This window comes from Leifsonia sp. fls2-241-R2A-40a (assembly GCF_030209575.1).
In the GTDB taxonomy this organism is placed as follows: domain Bacteria; phylum Actinomycetota; class Actinomycetes; order Actinomycetales; family Microbacteriaceae; genus Leifsonia.
Genome location: NZ_JARVRS010000001.1, coordinates 2375714 through 2393825, shown reverse-complemented (window position 1 = coordinate 2393825; position 18112 = coordinate 2375714). Strand labels below are relative to the sequence as shown.

Sequence of the window (18112 nt, the reverse complement as noted above, 5' to 3'; positions counted from 1 at the left end):
CATCCGCACTCCCCCGACGTCGAGGAGCCCCACCGTGGTCGTGCCCCGCCCTGTCCGCGCCGAGTCATCGGACGGTTCGCCCTTCGTCCTCTCCCCGGCCGCCCGCATCAGCGTCGCCGGTCCCGGGGCCGACGGTGTCGCCCGGCTGCTCCGCGCCGAGCTCGCCGCCGACTGCGACCGTGTGCTGGCCATCGTCGACGAGCCGCCCGCCTACGGCGACATCATCGTCGTCATCGCGCCCGGCGAGGGACCGCACGCCGACGGCTCGGACAGCGACGAGGGCTACACGCTGGAGATCTCGGCCGAGAGCGTGCGCATCGGCGCAGCGACCGGCGCCGGCGCTTTCTGGGGCGTGCAGACGCTCCGTCAGCTGATCCCGGCCGCGTGCGACGGCAACCCGCTGACGATCGAGCCCGTCCGCATCCACGACCACCCGCGCTTCGCCTACCGCGGAGCGATGCTGGATGTGGCGCGCCACTTCTTCACGCCGGCGGAGGTGAAGCGGTTCATCGATGCGATCGTGCTGCTCAAGGTCAACCACCTCCACCTGCATCTGACCGACGACCAGGGCTGGCGCATCCAGATCGAGTCGTGGCCGGACCTCACCCGCGTCGGCGGCTCGACCGGGGTCGACGGCGGTCGGGGCGGCTTCTACACGCAGGACGAGTTCCGCGACCTGGTCGCGTACGCGGCCGAGCGTCACGTCACGATCGTCCCGGAGATCGACATGCCCGGGCACACGAACGCGGCGCTCGCGTCGTACCCCGGGCTGAACGCCGACGGCGTGGCTCCCGCGCCCTACACGGGCACGGAGGTCGGCTTCAGCACCCTGCAGACCGGGGATGCGCTGACCGAGCGCTTCGTCCGCGACGTCATCCGCGAGCTCGCGGACCTGACCCCCGGTCGCCTGCTGCACCTCGGCGGCGACGAGTGCCTCAGCACACCTCCCGCCGACTTCGTCGCGTTCGTCGAGGACGCCGCCCGGGCCGTCACCGCGGCCGGCAAGACCCCGGTCGGCTGGCACGAGATGGGCAGGGCGGCCGGCCTGCCCGCCGGCACCGTCGGACAGTACTGGGACTTCACCACCCCGCGCGGACACGCCGCCGAACACGCACTGGCCTTCGTCCGGGGCGGCGGCTCGCTCATCATGTCCCCGTCCGACGCGGCCTACCTCGACATCGTGTACGAGGAGGGGGATGAGCTCGGGCAGGACTGGACGGGAAGCCCCACAACCCTCCGCCGGTCCTTCGAGTGGGACCCGGCACGGGTCGTCCCCGGCGTGGGCGACGCACACATCCTGGGCGTCGAGGCGCCGCTCTGGACCGAGACCGTGACATCCATCGAGGATGTGGAGGTCATGGTGTTCCCGCGCCTGGCCGCCGTCGCCGAGATCGGCTGGTCGACGGCTCCCGCGGACACGGAACCCGTCGAGGCCGCGCGCGACTTCGCGGACTTCGCCGAGCGCGTCGCGGAGCTCTCCGAGCACTGGGATGCGGCGGGCACCCGCTACCGGCGCGTGCCGGAGGTCGGGTGGCCCGAGAAGGTCGGTTGACGTTCACGCAGACACGCGAGCGCCCGACTCACGGGTAGCCGATGAACCACAGCAGCACGATGCAGACCGGCTGCAGCGCGATGCACGCGATGAAGGCCGCCTTCCGCACCCGCCGGTGACGGCCGATGCCGCGCGCTCCGGCGAGCGGTGCGAGCGGCAGCAGGAGCCGGAACGTGCTCTGCTGAGGCAGGAAGACCGCGAAGAGGTACAGCCCGTAGCTGACCGCGTACGCGACGACCTCGGTGCCCAGCGCACGGACCGACGGCCGGGTCACCACCCACGTGAAGCCGGCGACGATCGCGATGACGATGAGGGCGCCGAGGATGCTCAGGTACCGCCAGCTGAGCAGGAACCACGGCGTCAGCGGAACGAACGCGACCTTACCGATGAATCCTGTCCACCACGACAGCTCGGTGCTGATGTACGCGTCACCGGTGCCGGTCACCGCCGCCGCGATGATCGGCCAGGAGAGCCCCGCCACCGCCATCACCGCGCCGGTCAGGATCATCGACAGACGCTCGCGCGGCCGGAATCCGTCCTGACCGCGACGGGACCGGACGGTGCGGACGATGAGCATGATCGCCAGAGCGAGCGGGAGGGCGAGCGCGCCGGGACGCGTGAACGCGGCCGCCACGCCGAACGGCAGCATGAACCAGTAGCGCCGCTGGATCATCATCAGCAGGGCGGCGAACATCAGGAAGAAGAAGAGGCTCTCGGCGTACGCGATCTGCAGGACGAACGAGAGCGGTCCGAAGCAGAAGAACGCGGTCGCCCAGAACGCGCTGGACACGCCGGCGCGGGCCGCCACCAGCCGGAACAGCACGACGCTCGCGGCGGCGCCGAGCGCGATGGCGACGGCGAAGCCCGCCGGGTAGAAGCTCATCCCGGTGAGCAGCATCACCACCCGCACCACCATCGGGTAGAGCGGCAGGAACGCCCAGGGGTTCTGCTGCACCGAGCCGTCGCTGTCGAGCGGCAGCGAGGTCGGGTACCCCTGTTCGACGATCTGGCTGTAGTAGGCGCTGTCCCACGACCCCGAGAAGGTGAAGAAGGTCGGGTCCATGCTCGGGCTCGAGTAGTCCCAGTGCCCGACGCTCGCGGCGATGAAGAGGGCCAGCATGAGCAGCGTGGTGAGGATGCGCGAGACGGCGTACAGAATGAGCACGGCCGCCCACCACGGCACCTCGCGCCCGGCGAAGCGCAGCCGGCGGGGTACACCGAGAGGGGCGGCCGTGAGATCCGGTCGCCTGGTGCTCGTGGTCCCCGCTGTCATCGTCCCATCCGGTTGCCGTGCGCTGATCGCCCCTTGGATCGTACCCGTCGGAAACCCGGCCCGGGCAGCGGTTGACGCCGCCTGAGAAAGTCCTCATCCGGCGGGAGGCGACCGCATCGCGCCACACGCGCGGCGCCTCCCGCCAGCCTTGTCCGAGAGCTACTTCACACTGCCCGCCGTCAGTCCGCCGACCAGGCGCTTCTCGATGACCATGAACAGGATGACCACCGGGATGACGGCGACGACCGACACCGCGAACACGTACTGCCACGCGGCGTCGTACTGTCCGACGAACTTGGTGAGCGCCACCGACAGCGGCTGGTTCGCATCCGTCGACAGGATCACCAGGCTCGCCGCGAACTCGTTCCAGGACGCGACGAACGTGTAGATGATCGCCGTGACGATACCGGGCCAGACCAGGGGCAGCTGCACCCGGAAGAGCACCGTCCACTTTCCCGCGCCATCCAGCTGGGCCGCCTCGTCGACCTCCTTCGGGACGCCGGCGAAGAAGCTGTGCATGATCCAGATCGCGAACGCCAGGTTGAACGCCGCGTTGACGAGGATCATCGCCAGCCAGGTGTCGTTGATCCCGAGCGCCACCATCTCCTTGAAGAGGCCGGTAGCGAGCACGGTCGGCTGGAGCATCTGCGTGACGATCACGAGGAACAGGAAGATGCCGCGCCCGGGGAAGCGGAACCGGGCCGTGTAATAGGCCGCGGGCACGCAGACGATGATCACCAGCGCGGTCGCGAACACCGCGATCACGATAGTCGAGACCAGGTTGAACGGCAGCGGGGTCTCGGGCGTCGACCACATGGTGATGTAGTTCTCGGGATGCCACTCCGTCGGCAGGTAGGACGGGGGAACCGCGAGGATGTTGTTCCGGCTCTTGAAGGAGCCGACCAGCATGATCAGGTACGGCGCGATGAAGACCAGGGCGATGACGATCCCGGCGAGGACGCGGAGCGGCGTGCGCCAGGAGCGGGAGCGGCGCGAGCGGCCCGGGCGGACCGTCGGCGCGCCCGCGATCAGCGACGGGGCGGGGGCGGTCATGAGACCTCCTTCATCGGCTTCACGATCCACAGGTACAGGCCGACCACCACGAGCACGATCAGGAAGTTGATGACGCTGAGCGCGCTGGAGAGGTCGATCCGCTGCTCGTTCTGCAGCAGCTTGAACACGTAGGTGGTCGTCGTGTCCGCCTTGTAGCCCGGGATGGATCCGGTCATCAGTTTGAGGATCGGGAGCGAGTTGAACACGTTGATGATGTTGATCAGGGTCGCCAGCGCAATGGCGCCGCGCAGGTTGGGAAGCGTCACGCTGAAGTAGGAGCGGGGCGCGCTCGCGCCATCCATCTTCGCCGCCTCGAGCATGTCGCCCGGGATGCCGGCGAGACCGGCCAGGATCGTGTAGGTCGTGAACGGCAGCGAGACGAACACGGCGATGCCGATCGACGAGATGAACGCCGGCACCGGCTCCTTGGTGAAGCCGAACGGCTCGGCGATCACGTGGATGTCGACCAGGAACTTGTTGATGATCCCGTAGAAGGGGTCGAGGCCGTAGACGAAGACGGTCGTGGTCATCACCACGCTGGCGGCCCACGGCACGATGATCGCCATCCGGACCCAGCGCCGGCCGGGGAAGTTCGTGTTGAGGAACTGCGCGAGGGCGAGCGAGATGACGACGGTGATGACGACGACGGAGACGACCCAGACGAGGGTGTTCAGAAGGATGCCCGGGATCTCCGGACGCGACAGCACCGTGAAGTAGTTCTGCAGGCCGACGGATCCGTGGTCCACTCCGGCGAGGGAGATCTTGCGGGTGGAGTTGTAGACCATGTAGCCGGCAGGGAACAGGACGATGCCGAAGATCAGGATGAGGGCGGGCAGCGTCCACGGCACCGCGCGCCAGAGGTCCGACGCGTGGCCGGTGGGCTTGGGGGACGCCCCGCGGCGGGGACGGCCGGTGGCCGCCCCCGCGCGAGTCGCTTCAGTGGTGCTGGTCATCAGCGCCTACTGGCCGTCGGCCTTCGCCTGGATGGCCTTCAGCAGGTCTTCGGGCTTGGCGCCCTGACCGAGCTGACCGATCTGGCTCTGGATCGCACCCTGCGCGGCGGACCAGTTCGGGTTGGTGGACGGGTAGAACTTGGCGTTCGGCAGCAGGTCGAGGAACGGCTTGATGGTCTCATCCGAGCCCATGACATCCGCGCCGGACTTGGTGGTGGGCAGGAAGCCCTCCGCCTTGACCCACTTCGTGTAGACGTCCTTCGAGTAGAAGTAGTCGAGGAACTTCTTGATCGAGGCCGTCTTGTCGGTCTTGTTCTTGAAGGCCATCAGGTGGTCGGCGACACCGAGCGTGAACGGCGAGCCGTCCTTCGTCGGGATCGGCGCGATGCCGTACTTCAGCGACGGGTTCTTGTCCTTGATCTGCCCGACTGTCGGCGGGAGGCCGACCTGCATGCCCAGCTGGCCCTGGATGAAGACGTTCAGCAGCGGGGTGCGGTTGGTCGAGCCCGGGTTCGGCTCCGTGTAGCCCTGGTTGATGATCTTCTGCATCTCGGTCGCGCCCTCGACGTTCTCCGAGCTGTCGATCGTCAGCTTCTTCGAGTCCCCGTAGCCTCCGCCGGCGCCGTAGAACCAGATCGCGGTCTCGGCCTGCGCCTCTTCGCTTCCGAGCGGCATGCCGTAGGGAGTGACACCGACGGCCTTGAGCTTGCCGGCGTCCGCTTCGAACTCGGCCCAGGTCTTCGGCGGAGACGAGATCCCGGCTTTCGCGAAGTCGTCCTTGTTGTAGAACAGGCCGCGGGCCGAGGCGATGAACGGCAGCCCGTACTGGGTGCCGTCGATGCTGGCGTTCTTCTTGAAGGCGTCCTGGAAGTCGTTCAGCGTGGACGAGGAGACGATGTCCTTCGCCGGGTAGAGCAGGTCGTCGGCGGCGAAGCCGGCGAATGCGTCGATGTTCAGGATGTCCGGCTGCTTCTGAGCCTGGATGCGCGTCTTGATGACGTTGTTGATGTCGGTCCAGGATTCGACGTCGAGAGTGACCTTGATGTCGCTGTTCTTGGCCTCGAAGTCCTTGATGATCTGCTGCCACTCGGCCTTCGTGTTGTCCGAGTAGCTCGCCACCATCAGGTCGAGCGATTGAGCGCCGCTGGACGAGCCGCCGCCGGAGCCCCCGCTGAAGCCGCAGGACGCCAGAGTCATGGTGGCGACCGCCGCTGTCGCGACCGCCGCTCCCCACCGCAGTGACTTCTTCATAAACTTCCTCACTTCTCGAAGAACACGACCGTCACTGCTGATGAAGCTGATGCGCGACGATGCGTAGCTGTTGATGCTTAGTGATTTGTTTCTGCATGAAACAAGCACTTGCACTCATTGGATGATCGAAATCATGGCGTGCCCGCTCTCTGCCGTCAAGAACTGAGCGGAAGATCGTTACGTGGGGTTTACATGGGCGTCGAATGGCGGCCCCAGCGCGCACCGAAACGATTGAACTTGATTAGTAGACAGGACGAACGATCATCAGCGATCATTGTCCCGAAGTATCCCTGCACAAGACCGCCGAAGCGGAGAACAGGAGCGATCAGTGACGCACGCAGGCACGGGCGGCGCCCACATGGAGGCGGAGCTGCGCTCTCAGCCGGAGACGTGGGCGACCGCGGCCGGACTGCGTGAGGAGCAGTCGCTGCTGCCCGGTGCCGGTGAGCGCATCGCGGTCGTCGGCTGCGGGACGTCCTGGTTCATGGCGCAGTCGTATGCCGCTCTTCGTGAGGGTGCGGGGCACGGGGTCACCGACGCGTTCGCCGCCTCGGAGGCGTTCGTCGACCGCGACTACAGCGCGATCGTCGCGATCACCCGCTCGGGTACGACCACGGAAGTGCTCGAACTGCTGGACGCCCTGCGCAGGTCCGGGAACCGCGCCCGCACGGTCGGAATCGTCGGCGACCCCGACACTCCGCTCGTCGACCTCGTGGACACGGCCATCCGGCTCCCCTTCGCCGACGAGCAGTCCGTGGTCCAGACCCGCTTCGCCACGACGGCGCTCGCGCTGGTGCGGGCCTCCCTCGGCCACGACCTCTCCCCCGTGATCGACCAGGCCGCTGCGGCGCTGGAGGAGGAGCTCGACGACGAGCTCGTCACCGCCGGCCAGTACTCGTTCCTCGGCACCGGGTGGACCGTCGGCCTCGCCCACGAGGCCGCGCTGAAGATGCGCGAGGCGTCGCAGTCGTGGACCGAGTCGTACCCCGCGAAGGAGTACCGCCACGGACCGATCGCGATCGCGGCTCCCGGACGGGTCACCTGGATGCTGGGCGAGGCGCCCACGGGTCTCGCCGGCGATCTCGCCGTGACCGGGGCCCGCTTCGAGGACCGCCCGATCGACGGGATGGCGGACCTCGTCCGCGCCCAGCGCGTCGCCCTGGCTCGCGCCCGTCGCGCCGGCCTCGACCCCGACAGCCCCCGCAACCTCACGCGATCGGTCATCCTCCCCTCGTGAGCGCAGACCTCTCGAACCCGTCACCGGCCGCCGCCGCCCCGCTGGGCAGCGGCGCTCCGGTGCTGGCCTTCGACGTCGGCGGCACCGACATGAAGGCCGCCCTCGTCGACGCGGAGGGACGGCTGGCGCGCGTCGTCCGCATCCCGACCCCGCACGACGGCCTCGCGACGGCCGAGGCCGTGGTGGCGGCGACGGTCGACCTGGCCGCCCGGTTCCGGGCCGAGCATCCGGACATCGTGCCGCAGGCCGCCGGACTGCTGGTGCCGGGCCATGTCGACGACGACGCCGGGATCGGGGTCTTCGCGGAGAACCTCGGCTGGCGCTCCTTCCCCTTCCGCGACCGCGCCCGGGAGGCGCTCGGAATGCCGGTCTCCTTCAGTCACGACGTGCGCGGCGCCGGCGAGGCGGAACACCGGCTGGGGGCCGCTGCTCCCTACCGTGACGTGGTCGTCATGGCGATCGGCACCGGCATCGCCGGGGCGATCTTCATCGACGGCCGTCTCTACACCGGCGGCGGCATGGCGGGCGAGATGGGTCACTCCCGTGTGGCGGATGGCCCGCGGTGCGCGTGCGGCGGGATCGGCTGTCTCGAAGCCGTCGCGTCGGCTGCGGCGATCGCCCGGCGGTACAACGCGCTGACCGGAGCCCACGTGCCGGGGGCGCGGGAGGTGCTGGCGCGCGCGGAGGCGGGCGACGAGCAGGCCCGGCAGGTTTGGGACTCGGCCCTCGACGCCCTCGCGCTCGACCTGTCCCACACGGTCGCGCTGCTCGCTCCCGAGGCCATCGTCATCGGGGGCGGCCTGGCCCAGGCCGGCCCGGCGCTCTTCGGGCCGCTGGCGGAGAAGCTGGACGCCATCCTCACCTTCCACCGTCGCCCCGTGCTGCTTCCGGCGAGCATCGGCGAGAACGCCGGGGTGATCGGGGCGGCGCTGCGCGCCCGGGACCTGCTGGCGCAGACGCCCGGAACCCGGTCGGCGGTCGAGGCCGCCGTACCCCAGGAGGCTGCGCCTCAGGATGCCGTGCCCCAGGATGCGGAGGCCGCGTCATGATCCTCACCGTCACCCCGAACCCGGCCCTCGACCTCACCTATCGGGTGCCCGCGCTGCAGCCCGGAGAGACGCACCGCGCCGCTCCCCCGGCCGTCCGGGCCGGCGGCAAGGGACTCAACGTCGCCCGGGTCATCGGCCAGACCGGGGGCCACGCCTTCGTGCTGACCACGGCGGGCGGTCCGTCAGGACTGCGGCTGGCCGACGACCTCGAAGCGTCCCGGATGCCCGCCGAGGTCATCCCCGTCTCGGCCGAGACACGCAGCAGCGTCGCGATCGTCGACGACGAGGACGGCGAGACGACCGTCATCAACGAGATCGGCGGAGCGCTCACCCCGGCCGAGTGGATCGCGCTGCACGACGCAGTGCTGCGCCTCACGGTGCCGGCCGCCTGCGTCGTCGGCTCGGGCAGCCTGCCGCCAGGTGCTCCGGAGGACTTCTACGCGCAGCTGGTCGCCGCCGCCTCCGCACACCAGCGGCCCAGCGTGATCGACGCGACCGGCCACGCACTGCTGCTCGCCGCGGAGGCCGGCGCCTCCGTCGTGAAGCCGAACCGTCGCGAGCTGGCCGAGACCACCGGACGCGACGACCCCGTGGAGGGTGCGCGCATCCTTCTCGACGCCGGCGCAGGGCTGGTGCTCGTCTCGCTCGGCGCCGAGGGGATGCTCGCCGTCCCACGCGCAGGCGAGCCGCTGCATGCGCGGCTCGCCGAGCGGCTCACCGGCAACGCCACCGGTGCCGGAGATGCCGCGGTCGCGGCGGTGGCCACACTGCTCGCGGGCGGGGTCGAAGACCCGTCCGCCGTGCTCCGACGCGCCACCGCGTGGTCGGCGGCCGCCGTGCTCGCACCGCTCGCCGGCGACCTGCACCCGACCTACCCGGAGTTCGAGGCGCGCCTCGTGACCGGCTGACCCTTCCCCATCCACCTTCAGATCCTTTTTCACCTCCGGAGCCGCCGACATGCCCCTCGTCCCCACCGCCGACCTGCTGCACGCGGCCGTCGGCCGTCGCACCGGTCTCGCGGCGTTCAACGTCATCCAGCTGGAGACGGCGGAGGCGCTCGTGGAGGCCGCCGAGCAGACCGGGCTTCCCGTCATCCTGCAGATCTCGCAGAACTGCGTCGCCTACCACGGCTCCCTCGAACCGATCGCCGCCGCCACGCTTGCGCTGGCCGAGGAGTCGACCGCGCACGTCGCCGTACACCTCGACCACGCCGAGGACGAGCAGCTCGCCCGGCGCGCGGTCGAGGCGGGTTTCGGCTCGGTCATGTTCGACGGCTCCACACTCGACTACGAGCACAACGTCGCCGCTACCGTTCGCGTCGTCGAGCACGCCCACGCCCACGACGTTCTGGTGGAGGCCGAGCTCGGCGAGATCGGCGGCAAGGACGGCGCCCACGCTCCGGGCGTGCGGACGGACCCGGAGGAGGCCCGCCGCTTCGTCGACGAGACCGGGGTGGATGCGCTCGCCGTCGCGGTCGGCAGCTCGCACGCCATGAGCGAGCGCACCGCCGCGCTCGACCTCGAGCTGATCTCGCGACTCCGACACGCCGTGGCGGTTCCGTTGGTCCTGCACGGGTCCAGCGGTGTGGCGGATGAGACGATCGTGGCGGCGATCCGCGCCGGGATCACCAAGGTCAACGTCTCCACCCACCTGAACCGCTTCTTCACCGATGCGGTCCGGGAGTACCTCGCCGCCCACCCCGAGACCGTGGACCCGCGGAAGTACGTGCGGGAGGGACGAGCCGCCGTCGCGCGCGAAGCGGCACGGCTGATGACCCTGTTCGATGTGGCAGGCGGAACGGAGGAGGCGCAGCGATGAACAGAGCCGAGCGGCTGAACGCCGTGCTCGACCTCCTGGCCGAGGCAGGCCAGGTCGAGGTCGACGACATCGTCGCAAAGCTGGACGTCTCGGCGGCCACCGCCCGGCGTGACCTGGACGCGCTCGCATCCCAGCAGCTGCTGACCCGCACCCGCGGCGGAGCGGTCGGGCAGTCCGTGGCGTACGACCTGCCGATCCGGTACAAGCGCGAGCAGCACGCGCCCGAGAAGCTGCGCATCGCCCAGGCGGCGAGCGCGCTGGTGCCGCGCGGGGCGGTCATCGGGCTGTGCGGCGGCACGACGAGCACCGCCGTCGCGACCGTGCTCGGGTCGCGGCCGGACCTGATGGAGCCGTCGCCGCACCACAGCCTCACGGTCGTCACCAATGCCATCAACATCGCCGCCCAGCTGGTGATGCGTCCGCAGATCAAGACCGTGATGACCGGCGGCGTGGTTCACGCGCGATCGTACGAACTCGTCGGGCCGTACAGCGACGTCGTGCTCGAGAAGATCACCATGGACATCGCGTTCATCGGCGTCAACGGCATCGATCCGTTCGTCGGAGCCACCGTCCACGACGAGGGCGAGGCGAGCGTCAACTCGCTCATGGCCCGGCGCGCGACGCGTGCGGTCGTGGTCGCCGACTCGTCGAAGATCGGGCGGAAGGCGTTCGCGACCCTCGGCGGCCCGAAGGTGCTGACGACCCTGATCACCGACGACGGCATCACCGGCGAGCAGCGGGCGGCGTTCGTCGAGCAGGGCATAGAGGTGATCGTCGCGTGAGCGGCGGCCACATCATCCATTCGGCGCGACTGGTGGACGGCGGGACGGTCGTCGACGACGCGTGGGTGCGGTTCGAGGGCAGCCGCGTCGCAGCGGTCGGCTCGGGCGCGACCTGGCGGGAGGAGCACTCCGACGCCGCCGGCTCCGCCACCGATGCGGGCGGGCGCTGGCTGACCCCGGGCTTCCTCGACCTGCACGTGCACGGCGGAGGTGGTGCCAGCTTCGACGACGGCGCCGACGCCATCGCACAGGCGCTGGCCCTGCACCGGCGGCACGGCACGACGCGGTCGATGGTGTCGCTCGTGACCGCGCCGATCGACGACCTCGCCCGCCGCGTCCGTGAGGTGGCGGCGCTGAGCGCGGCCGACCCGCGCATCCTCGGTTCGCACCTCGAAGGTCCGTTCCTCGACGTCGGCCACAAGGGCGCCCACGCGTCGTCGCTGCTGCGTTCCGCCACTCCCGCCGACGTCGAGCTGCTGATCGAGGCCGCCGACGGCACCCTCCGCCAGATCACGATCGCGCCGGAGCTGCCGGGTGGGATGGACGCGGTGCGCGCGTTCTCGGCCGCCGGCGTCGCCGTGGCGGTCGGGCACACGGGTGCCGACTACGACCAGGCGCTCGCGGCATTCGATGCCGGGGCGAGCATCCTCACCCACGCGTTCAACGCCATGCGCGGGCTGCACCACCGCGCGCCGGGACCGGTCGCCGCAGCGGCCCGCACGGCCGGCGTCACCCTGGAGATCGTCAACGACGGCGTGCACGTGCACCCGGAGATGGTGCGGATCGCCTTCGCTTCCGCCCCGGGCCGGATCGCCCTGGTGACGGATGCCATGGCCGCCGCGGGCTCAGCCGACGGCGACTACCTGCTCGGCTCGTTGCAGGTCGAGGTGCGCGGGGGCGTCGCTCGGCTGGCGGGCGGCGGGTCGATCGCCGGCTCGACCCTCACCCTCGACGACGCGCTCCGGCGTGCGGTGCTCGAGGTGGGCATCCCCGTTGCCGAGGCGGTGCGGGCGCTCACGGCGACACCGGCCGCCGCCATCGGGCGCGCCGGGGATCTCGGCCGCCTGCTGCCGGGCTACGCGGCCGACGCGGTGCTGCTCGACGACGGATTCGCCGTTCAGCAGGTGTGGAGCGACGGGGAACCCGTCCTCTGAGTCCCGGTCAGACGGCCGCCGCTGCCGCTTGCGCGCGCTTCCGCGTCATCCGGCCCACCACGGCGACCAGTGCGACCGACACCAGCAGCAGCGCCACGTAGCACCACGGCAGCAGCATCAGGCCGCCCGCGTCGAAGATGAGCGACCCGACCAGCGCTCCCCCGCCGATCCCGACGTTGAAGGACGTCGTGTACAGCGCGCTCGCGGTGTCGCGGAAGGCCGGCGACGACGTGTGCAGCAGTCGCGTCTGCAGCAGCGGCGGGAGCGCCCCGAAGGCGAGGCCCCACAGCAGGAACGCGATCAGGGCCGGGATGGGCTGGCTCGCCAGCAGCGCGAGCGCCGCCACCGCCACGCCGGTGACCAGCAGCGCCAGCACCAGCCCGAGCTGCGGGCGCGGCCCGAAGACGGAGCCCGCGAGGATGAGGCCGCCCGCCCCGGCGATCCCGTAGATGAACAGCAGCGCACCCACGTTCCCCGCGGGAACCCCCATCGGGCCGGTCAGGAAGGGCACGACGAATGTGTAGAACGCGTAATGGCCGACCATCGTCACGGCTGCGATCAGGCACACCATGACCACGGCGGGGATGGTCCGGTCCTTGGGTTTCGGCAACGAGCGGTCGCGTGCGCGCACTCCACGCGCATCCGCGTCGCGCTCCACCGCGGGGAGGAACTTCCACACCACGAGCGCGCCGACGACCATGAGGACGGCGAGCAGGGCGAACGAGAGGCGCCAGCCGAAGACGTGACCGGCGAACGTGCCGAGCGGGACCCCGAAGACGAAGGCGAGCGTCCCGCCGCCGAGGGTGATGGACACGGCACGCCCGATCTGCTCCTTGGGCACCAGGTGGCCGGCGTACGCGCCGACGATCGACCAGAACATCCCGTGCGCGACACCGCCGAGCACACGCGAGCCGACCACGAACGCGTAGTTCGGCGCCAGGGCCGTCAGCGCGTTCGAGATGCCGAGCAGCACGAGGATGCCGATCAGCAGTCCGTGCCGCGGCCAGCGCCGCGTCAACGCGGTGAGCGGTGTGCTGGTCACCACGACGGTGAACGCGAACACCGTCACCAGCAGCCCGATCTGCGCCTCGCTCACGCCCAGGGAGGCGCTCATGTCCGGGAGCAGACCGGTCGGGATCATCTCGCTGGTGACGGAGAGGAAGGTGGCCGCGGCCAGGGCGATGAGCCCCACCCACGGGAATTTCGGTGCGACGCGCACCGGAGTCGGGGAAGTGACAGTCATACGGATTCGTCCAACGGACGGCGTTCCCCGGCCATTCCGCGCGGGAGGCGGCACCCCGGTGGTCCGGGAGGGAATGGCGGGTCGACTACGCGCCTGTGTGCGCGCCCAGGGCCGTGCGGGAACCGCCGACCGCTGACGATTCTACCGGAGGCCGCTCAGGACGGAAGAGCTGTCCGTGATCTCGATCAGCGGTGCGTACAGGGCCATGGCGTCGAGGGCCCGCTGGTGGTCGGCGTCCGACAACCCGGCGCAGGCGTCGGCGGCGACCCGGACGCGCACCCCGGCATCCGCGGCTCCGAGCGCCGTGCTGAGCACGCAGCAGTCGGTGGAGACGCCGGCGAGCACCACATCCTGCGCGCCGTCGAGGGCCGCACGGAGGTCCGGTCCCCACTTGCCGAAGGTCGGCTCGCTGACGACCGGGTGCCCGGTGTCGCGGAAGGCGAGCACCAGGTCGTAGATCGGGTCGTCGTCGGGCACCAGGGCGAACGGCCACTGCTGGTAGTAGGGCACCCAAGCGCCCTCCGGCTGTTCGGGCGCGATGAACCGGGTGAAGATCACGCGGTCGCCGAACGCGGGCACCATCCCGGCGATCACCGCCTCCGCGTCGGCGAACTTCGGCGTGAACCAAGGGCTCGCCGGGTTGCCGAAGACCTGCTGCATGTCGACGACGACGAGGACGGGACCGCTCATCGCCGGACGGCTCCCGCGTTCGCGGTCTCGCTTCCCGCGATCGGCAGCTCCTCCTGGCGGCGGACGGCGGCGCGGGAGAACAGCAGCGTGCCGAGGTAGCCGATCACCAGGGCGACCAGCACACCGAGGTTCGCGAAGGCCCAGTCGCCGTCCTTGCCGCCGATCGGGCCCAGCAGGTAGCCCTGCCAGCTCAGCCATCCGGCGTAGGTGTTCGTGACGAGTCCCCACCCGATGGCGGTGCCGATCACGATGAGTGCGATGGGCAGCCAGCGGACGGCGCCGTAGCGGCCGCGCCGGTCGTACAGCTCGGCTTCGGCATAGTCGCGGCGGCGGAGCTGGATGTCGGCGATGAAGATGCCGCACCAGGCGGCGATCGGCACGCCGAGGGTGATGAGGAAGCCCTGGAACGGCCCGATGAAGTCGGTCGCGAAGAACACCACGTACACGGCGCCGGCGGTCATGATGACCCCGTCGATTCCGGCCGCGACGTACCGGGGCACTCGGACGCCGACGCTGAGCAGCGCCAGTCCGGAAGAGTAGATGTCGAGCACCGCACCGCCGACGAGCCCCAGCACGGCGACGATCACGAACGGCACCAGGAACCAGGTCGGGAGCAGCGACGCCAGCGCGCCGATCGGGTCGGCCCCGATCGCCTGGCTGAGCTTCGTGGACGACCCCGCGAGCAGGATGCCGAAGATCAGCAGGATGACCGGAGCAAGCGACGAGCCGAAGGTCGTCCACCCGACCACTCCGCCGCTCCGCGACGACCGCGGGAGGTAGCGGGAGTAGTCGGCGGCCGCGTTGACCCAGCCGAGGCCGAAGCCGGTGAGCATGAAGACGAAGCCGCCGATCACGTGCGGGGCATCCCCCGCCGGGAGCGCGGCGACGGCGCCGAGGTCGATGTGGTTCAGCACCAGCAGGATGTAGACCACGGTGAGCACGCCGGTGACGATGGTGATGACCATCTGCATGCGCATGATCAGGTTGAACCCGATCACGCCCCCGATGATGACGAGGGCGACCACGACGATCAGCGCGACGAGCTTGGTGACGACCCCGCCCTCCCAGCCGAGCTGCTGGAACACCGTGGCGGTGGCGAGGGCGGCGAGGGAGACCAGCACGGTCTCCCATCCGACCGTCAGCAGCCAGGAGAGGAACGACGGCACGCGGTTGCCCTCGACGCCGAACACCGCACGGCTGAGCACCATGGTCGGCGCGGAGCCGCGCTTGCCGGCCAGCGCGATCACGCCGCAGAGGAGGAACGAGGCGATGATCCCGACGACACCGACGATCGTCGCCTGCCAGAAGGAGATGCCGAAGCCGAGCAGGAACGAGCCGTAGCTCAGGCCGAACACCGACACGTTTGCGCCGAACCACGGCCAGAACAGGTCGCGCGGGCGACCCTTCCGCTCGCTCTCGTGGATGGTGTTGAGCCCGTTCAGCTCGACGTTGAAGGCGGACGCGCTCCCCGTACGGGTATCAGGGGCGTCTGCACCGGTGCTGGTCATGCACCGATCGTGGTGCACCACGGTCTGCTCGTCAACCGCGGCGCGCGGCCAGGCGGGCCCCGGTCCGATCGGCCCGCCGCCCGCCCGCTACCCTGATCTGGTGACCGACTCCTCCCCCTCCAATCACTGGGTGCTCACCTTCAGCTGCTCCGACCGGCCCGGGATCGTGCACGCGGTGAGCGGCGCGATCGTCGCCGCACGCGGCAACATCACCGAGAGCCAGCAGTTCGCGAGCACCGACACCGGGCGCTTCTTCATGCGCCTGCAGGTCGAGTCGGAGGCGGGACGCGACGAGTTCGAGCGGGCGCTCGCCCCTGTCGTCGAGCAGTTCGGGATGACGCACCGGGTCGACAACGTCGGACGCCCGCTGCGGACGCTGGTGCTGGTGTCGAAGGCGGCGCACTGCCTCAACGACCTGCTGTTCCGTCAGCGTGCGGGCCAGCTCCCGGTGGAGATCCCGCTCGTGCTCTCCAACCATGACACCCTCAGCGATCTCGCCGGGTTCTACGGAGTGCCGTTCGAGGCCCACCCGGTGACGGACGCCGACGCCAAGGCGGCGTTCGAGGCGCGCATCCTCGAGGCGGTCGAGGAGCACGACATCGAGCTGGTCGTGCTCGCCCGGTACATGCAGATCCTCTCGCCCGAGCTGTGTGCGCGGCTGGCCGGGCGGGCGATCAACATCCACCACTCGTTCCTCCCCGGCTTCAAGGGCGCCAACCCGTACCGCCAGGCGCACGCGCGTGGCGTCAAGCTGATCGGCGCGACGGCCCACTTCGTGACGAGCGACCTCGACGAGGGGCCGATCATCGAGCAGAACGTCGTCCGGGTCGACCACTCGAACACGGTGCAGGAGCTCGTCGCGATCGGGCAGGACGAGGAGAGCCGCACGCTCACCCAGGCGGTCAAGTGGTTCGCGGAGGACCGCGTCCTGCTGGATGGGGCGCGCACCATCATCTTCCGGTGATGATCACCGCCCCTCCCACCTACTCTCGGCGCGAGGCTGCCCGACGATAGACTTCCCGGGTGACATCCGCGCCCGACCAGCACGCCCAGCTCAAGGTGGGACCGAACGACGTCCTCCGGTTCCTGCTGGAGCTGTTCGCCATCGTCTCCCTCGGCATCTGGGGCTTCCTCGCCTGGCCGCTGCCGTGGAACATCGTCGTCGGCATCGGCGCTCCGGTCGTCGCGATCCTGCTGTGGGCGCTGTTCCGCTCCCCGCGCGCGGTGCTGCACGTCGACCCCTTCGTGAAGGCGATCGTCGAGGTCGTCGTGATGGGGTCGGCCGCCTTCGCCTGGTGGGACCTCGGACAGCCGATCGTCGCGGTTGTCTTCGCGCTGATCGCCACCGTCAGCGGCGTCATCAACGGCCGGCGCGAGTTCGCATGACCGGCCTCGTCGTCCACAGCGCACGCAAGGTCGATGCGGACGGGCTGGTCGACGACTTCTGGCTCGTGACGGACGGCGCGCACATCACCGCGACGGGCACCGGCACGGGATGGCGTGACGCCACCCGCGACGCCGGCGCCGACCTCCGCGTCATCGACGCGCACGGCCACTGGCTCACTCCGGGCTTCATCGACCTGCACTGCCACGGCGGCGGAGGCCACCCCTACGACGACGGCATCGAGGAGATGCGCGCCGCCCTCGCGACCCATCGCGCCCACGGCACCACCCGCTCCCTCATCTCGCACGTCGCGAATCCACTCGCCTCCCTGCTGGAGAGCCTCGCCGTCGTCGCCGAACTGACGACCACGGACCCGCTCGTTCTCGGCTCGCATCTCGAAGGGCCCTTCCTCGCCGCCGAGCGACGCGGCGCACACGACGCGCGCTTCCTGCGCGACCCGGAGCCCGAGGCCGTGGAGCAGCTGATCGCCGCAGCCCGCGGCACCTTGCGCACGGCGACGATCGCACCCGACCTGCCGAACGCCCTGGAGGCGATCGGCGTCCTCACCGAGGCCGGGGTCGTCGTCGGCGTCGGGCACACCACCGCGGACTATGCGATGGCGGCACGCGCCTTCGAGGTCGGAGCCCGGCTGCTGACGCACGCGTTCAACGCGATGCCCGGCATCCACCACCGTGCCCCCGGTCCGGTGATGGCCGCGATCGACAACGCGGACGTGACCCTCGAGCTCATCCTCGACGGCCTCCACGTGCATCCCACCGTCGCCGCCCTGCTCTTCCGCGAGGCGCCGGACCGCGTCGCGCTCGTCACCGACGCCATGGCCGCTGCCGGCGCGACCGACGGGAACTACCGGCTCGGCGGCCTCAACGTGACCGTCCACGACGGGCTGGCCGTGCTGTCGGGCACCGACACGATCGCCGGCTCGACGCTGACGCAGGATGTCGCCCTCCGCAATGCGGTGACGCTGGCCGGCGTGGACCCGGTCCAGGCGGTCGCCGCACTCACGCGAACTCCCGCGCGGGTGCTGGGCGAATCGCACCGGCTGGGCCGGCTGCACGCCGGGTACGTCGCCGACGCCGTGATGCTCGACCACGAGTGGCGCGTCAGCGCCGTCGTCGCCGACGGCGCCGTCCTCACCGCCTGACCC

The 18112-nt window shown here is 70.3% G+C and carries 17 protein-coding genes; 10 read left to right on the top strand and 7 right to left on the bottom strand.

The features are described from left to right. Positions 1-34: 34 nt before the first annotated feature. Positions 35-1552, top strand: a complete 1518-nt coding sequence (locus QRN40_RS11875; RefSeq protein ID WP_285115848.1) for a beta-N-acetylhexosaminidase — start codon at positions 35-37, stop codon at positions 1550-1552. A 28-nt stretch (positions 1553-1580) separates the two neighbouring features. On the opposite strand, the gene QRN40_RS11870 is transcribed toward QRN40_RS11875, so the two are convergent. The 4 genes from QRN40_RS11870 to QRN40_RS11855 form a co-directional block, all read right to left on the bottom strand. Next, entirely contained in the window at positions 1581-2825 is a 1245-nt protein-coding gene (locus QRN40_RS11870) for a glycosyltransferase family protein (RefSeq protein ID WP_285115847.1), read from the bottom strand. A gap of 159 nt (positions 2826-2984) precedes the next feature. After that, the gene (locus tag QRN40_RS11865) at positions 2985-3878 is read right to left on the bottom strand and encodes a carbohydrate ABC transporter permease (protein ID WP_285115846.1); all 894 of its coding nucleotides are present in this window, start codon (positions 3876-3878) and stop codon (positions 2985-2987) included. Then, positions 3875-4831 (bottom strand): carbohydrate ABC transporter permease, encoded by a 957-nt coding sequence (locus QRN40_RS11860; RefSeq protein WP_285115845.1) that lies wholly within the window; start codon positions 4829-4831, stop codon positions 3875-3877. Before QRN40_RS11860 ends, QRN40_RS11865 begins: the two co-directional genes overlap by 4 nt. Positions 4832-4837: 6 nt before the next feature. After that, the gene (locus QRN40_RS11855) at positions 4838-6082 is read right to left on the bottom strand and encodes an extracellular solute-binding protein (RefSeq protein WP_285115844.1); all 1245 of its coding nucleotides are present in this window, start codon (positions 6080-6082) and stop codon (positions 4838-4840) included. 358 nt (positions 6083-6440) lie between these two features. Between QRN40_RS11855 and QRN40_RS11850 the strand changes: the two genes are divergently transcribed. Genes QRN40_RS11850 through nagA (QRN40_RS11825) form a run of 6 tightly spaced genes read left to right on the top strand, consistent with a single transcriptional unit; the run spans position 6441 to position 12122 of the window. Then, a complete protein-coding gene (locus tag QRN40_RS11850; protein ID WP_285117485.1) occupies positions 6441-7319 on the top strand; it encodes an SIS domain-containing protein in 879 nt (292 codons plus the stop codon). Between the two features lie 59 nt (positions 7320-7378). Continuing rightward, positions 7379-8368, top strand: a complete 990-nt coding sequence (locus QRN40_RS11845; RefSeq protein WP_285117484.1) for an ROK family protein — start codon at positions 7379-7381, stop codon at positions 8366-8368. Continuing rightward, positions 8365-9276, top strand: coding sequence for a 1-phosphofructokinase family hexose kinase (locus tag QRN40_RS11840; RefSeq protein WP_285115843.1), 912 nt, complete (start codon positions 8365-8367; stop codon positions 9274-9276). Before QRN40_RS11845 ends, QRN40_RS11840 begins: the two co-directional genes overlap by 4 nt. 49 nt (positions 9277-9325) lie before the next feature. Next, positions 9326-10186, top strand: a complete 861-nt coding sequence (locus tag QRN40_RS11835; protein ID WP_285115842.1) for a class II fructose-bisphosphate aldolase — start codon at positions 9326-9328, stop codon at positions 10184-10186. Then, positions 10183-10968, top strand: coding sequence for a DeoR/GlpR family DNA-binding transcription regulator (locus QRN40_RS11830; RefSeq protein WP_285115841.1), 786 nt, complete (start codon positions 10183-10185; stop codon positions 10966-10968). Before QRN40_RS11835 ends, QRN40_RS11830 begins: the two co-directional genes overlap by 4 nt. Next, complete coding sequence (nagA, locus tag QRN40_RS11825; protein ID WP_285115840.1) at positions 10965-12122, top strand: N-acetylglucosamine-6-phosphate deacetylase; 1158 nt, start codon at positions 10965-10967, stop codon at positions 12120-12122. Before QRN40_RS11830 ends, nagA (QRN40_RS11825) begins: the two co-directional genes overlap by 4 nt. A 7-nt stretch (positions 12123-12129) precedes the next feature. Here nagA (QRN40_RS11825) and QRN40_RS11820 read toward each other — a convergent pair whose 3' ends face one another. From QRN40_RS11820 to QRN40_RS11810, 3 genes are all read right to left on the bottom strand, one after another. After that, a complete protein-coding gene (locus QRN40_RS11820) occupies positions 12130-13365 on the bottom strand; it encodes an MFS transporter (protein ID WP_285115839.1) in 1236 nt (411 codons plus the stop codon). 141 nt (positions 13366-13506) lie between these two features. After that, complete coding sequence (locus QRN40_RS11815; protein WP_285115838.1) at positions 13507-14055, bottom strand: cysteine hydrolase family protein; 549 nt, start codon at positions 14053-14055, stop codon at positions 13507-13509. Next, positions 14052-15563 (bottom strand): purine-cytosine permease family protein, encoded by a 1512-nt coding sequence (locus QRN40_RS11810; protein ID WP_285115837.1) that lies wholly within the window; start codon positions 15561-15563, stop codon positions 14052-14054. The genes QRN40_RS11815 and QRN40_RS11810 overlap by 4 nt, the downstream gene beginning before the upstream one ends. Positions 15564-15663: 100 nt before the next feature. Between QRN40_RS11810 and purU the strand changes: the two genes are divergently transcribed. Genes purU through nagA (QRN40_RS11795) form a run of 3 tightly spaced genes read left to right on the top strand, consistent with a single transcriptional unit; the run spans position 15664 to position 18109 of the window. Further along, positions 15664-16527 carry a formyltetrahydrofolate deformylase gene (gene purU, locus QRN40_RS11805; RefSeq protein WP_285115836.1) on the top strand — a complete coding sequence of 288 codons (864 nt, stop codon included), beginning with the start codon at positions 15664-15666 and terminating at the stop codon, positions 16525-16527. A 59-nt stretch (positions 16528-16586) separates the two neighbouring features. Continuing rightward, the gene (locus QRN40_RS11800; protein ID WP_285115835.1) at positions 16587-16949 is read left to right on the top strand and encodes a YrdB family protein; all 363 of its coding nucleotides are present in this window, start codon (positions 16587-16589) and stop codon (positions 16947-16949) included. Next, entirely contained in the window at positions 16946-18109 is a 1164-nt protein-coding gene (gene nagA, locus QRN40_RS11795; RefSeq protein WP_285115834.1) for an N-acetylglucosamine-6-phosphate deacetylase, read from the top strand. The genes QRN40_RS11800 and nagA (QRN40_RS11795) overlap by 4 nt, the downstream gene beginning before the upstream one ends. The last annotated feature ends 3 nt before the right edge of the window (positions 18110-18112 follow it).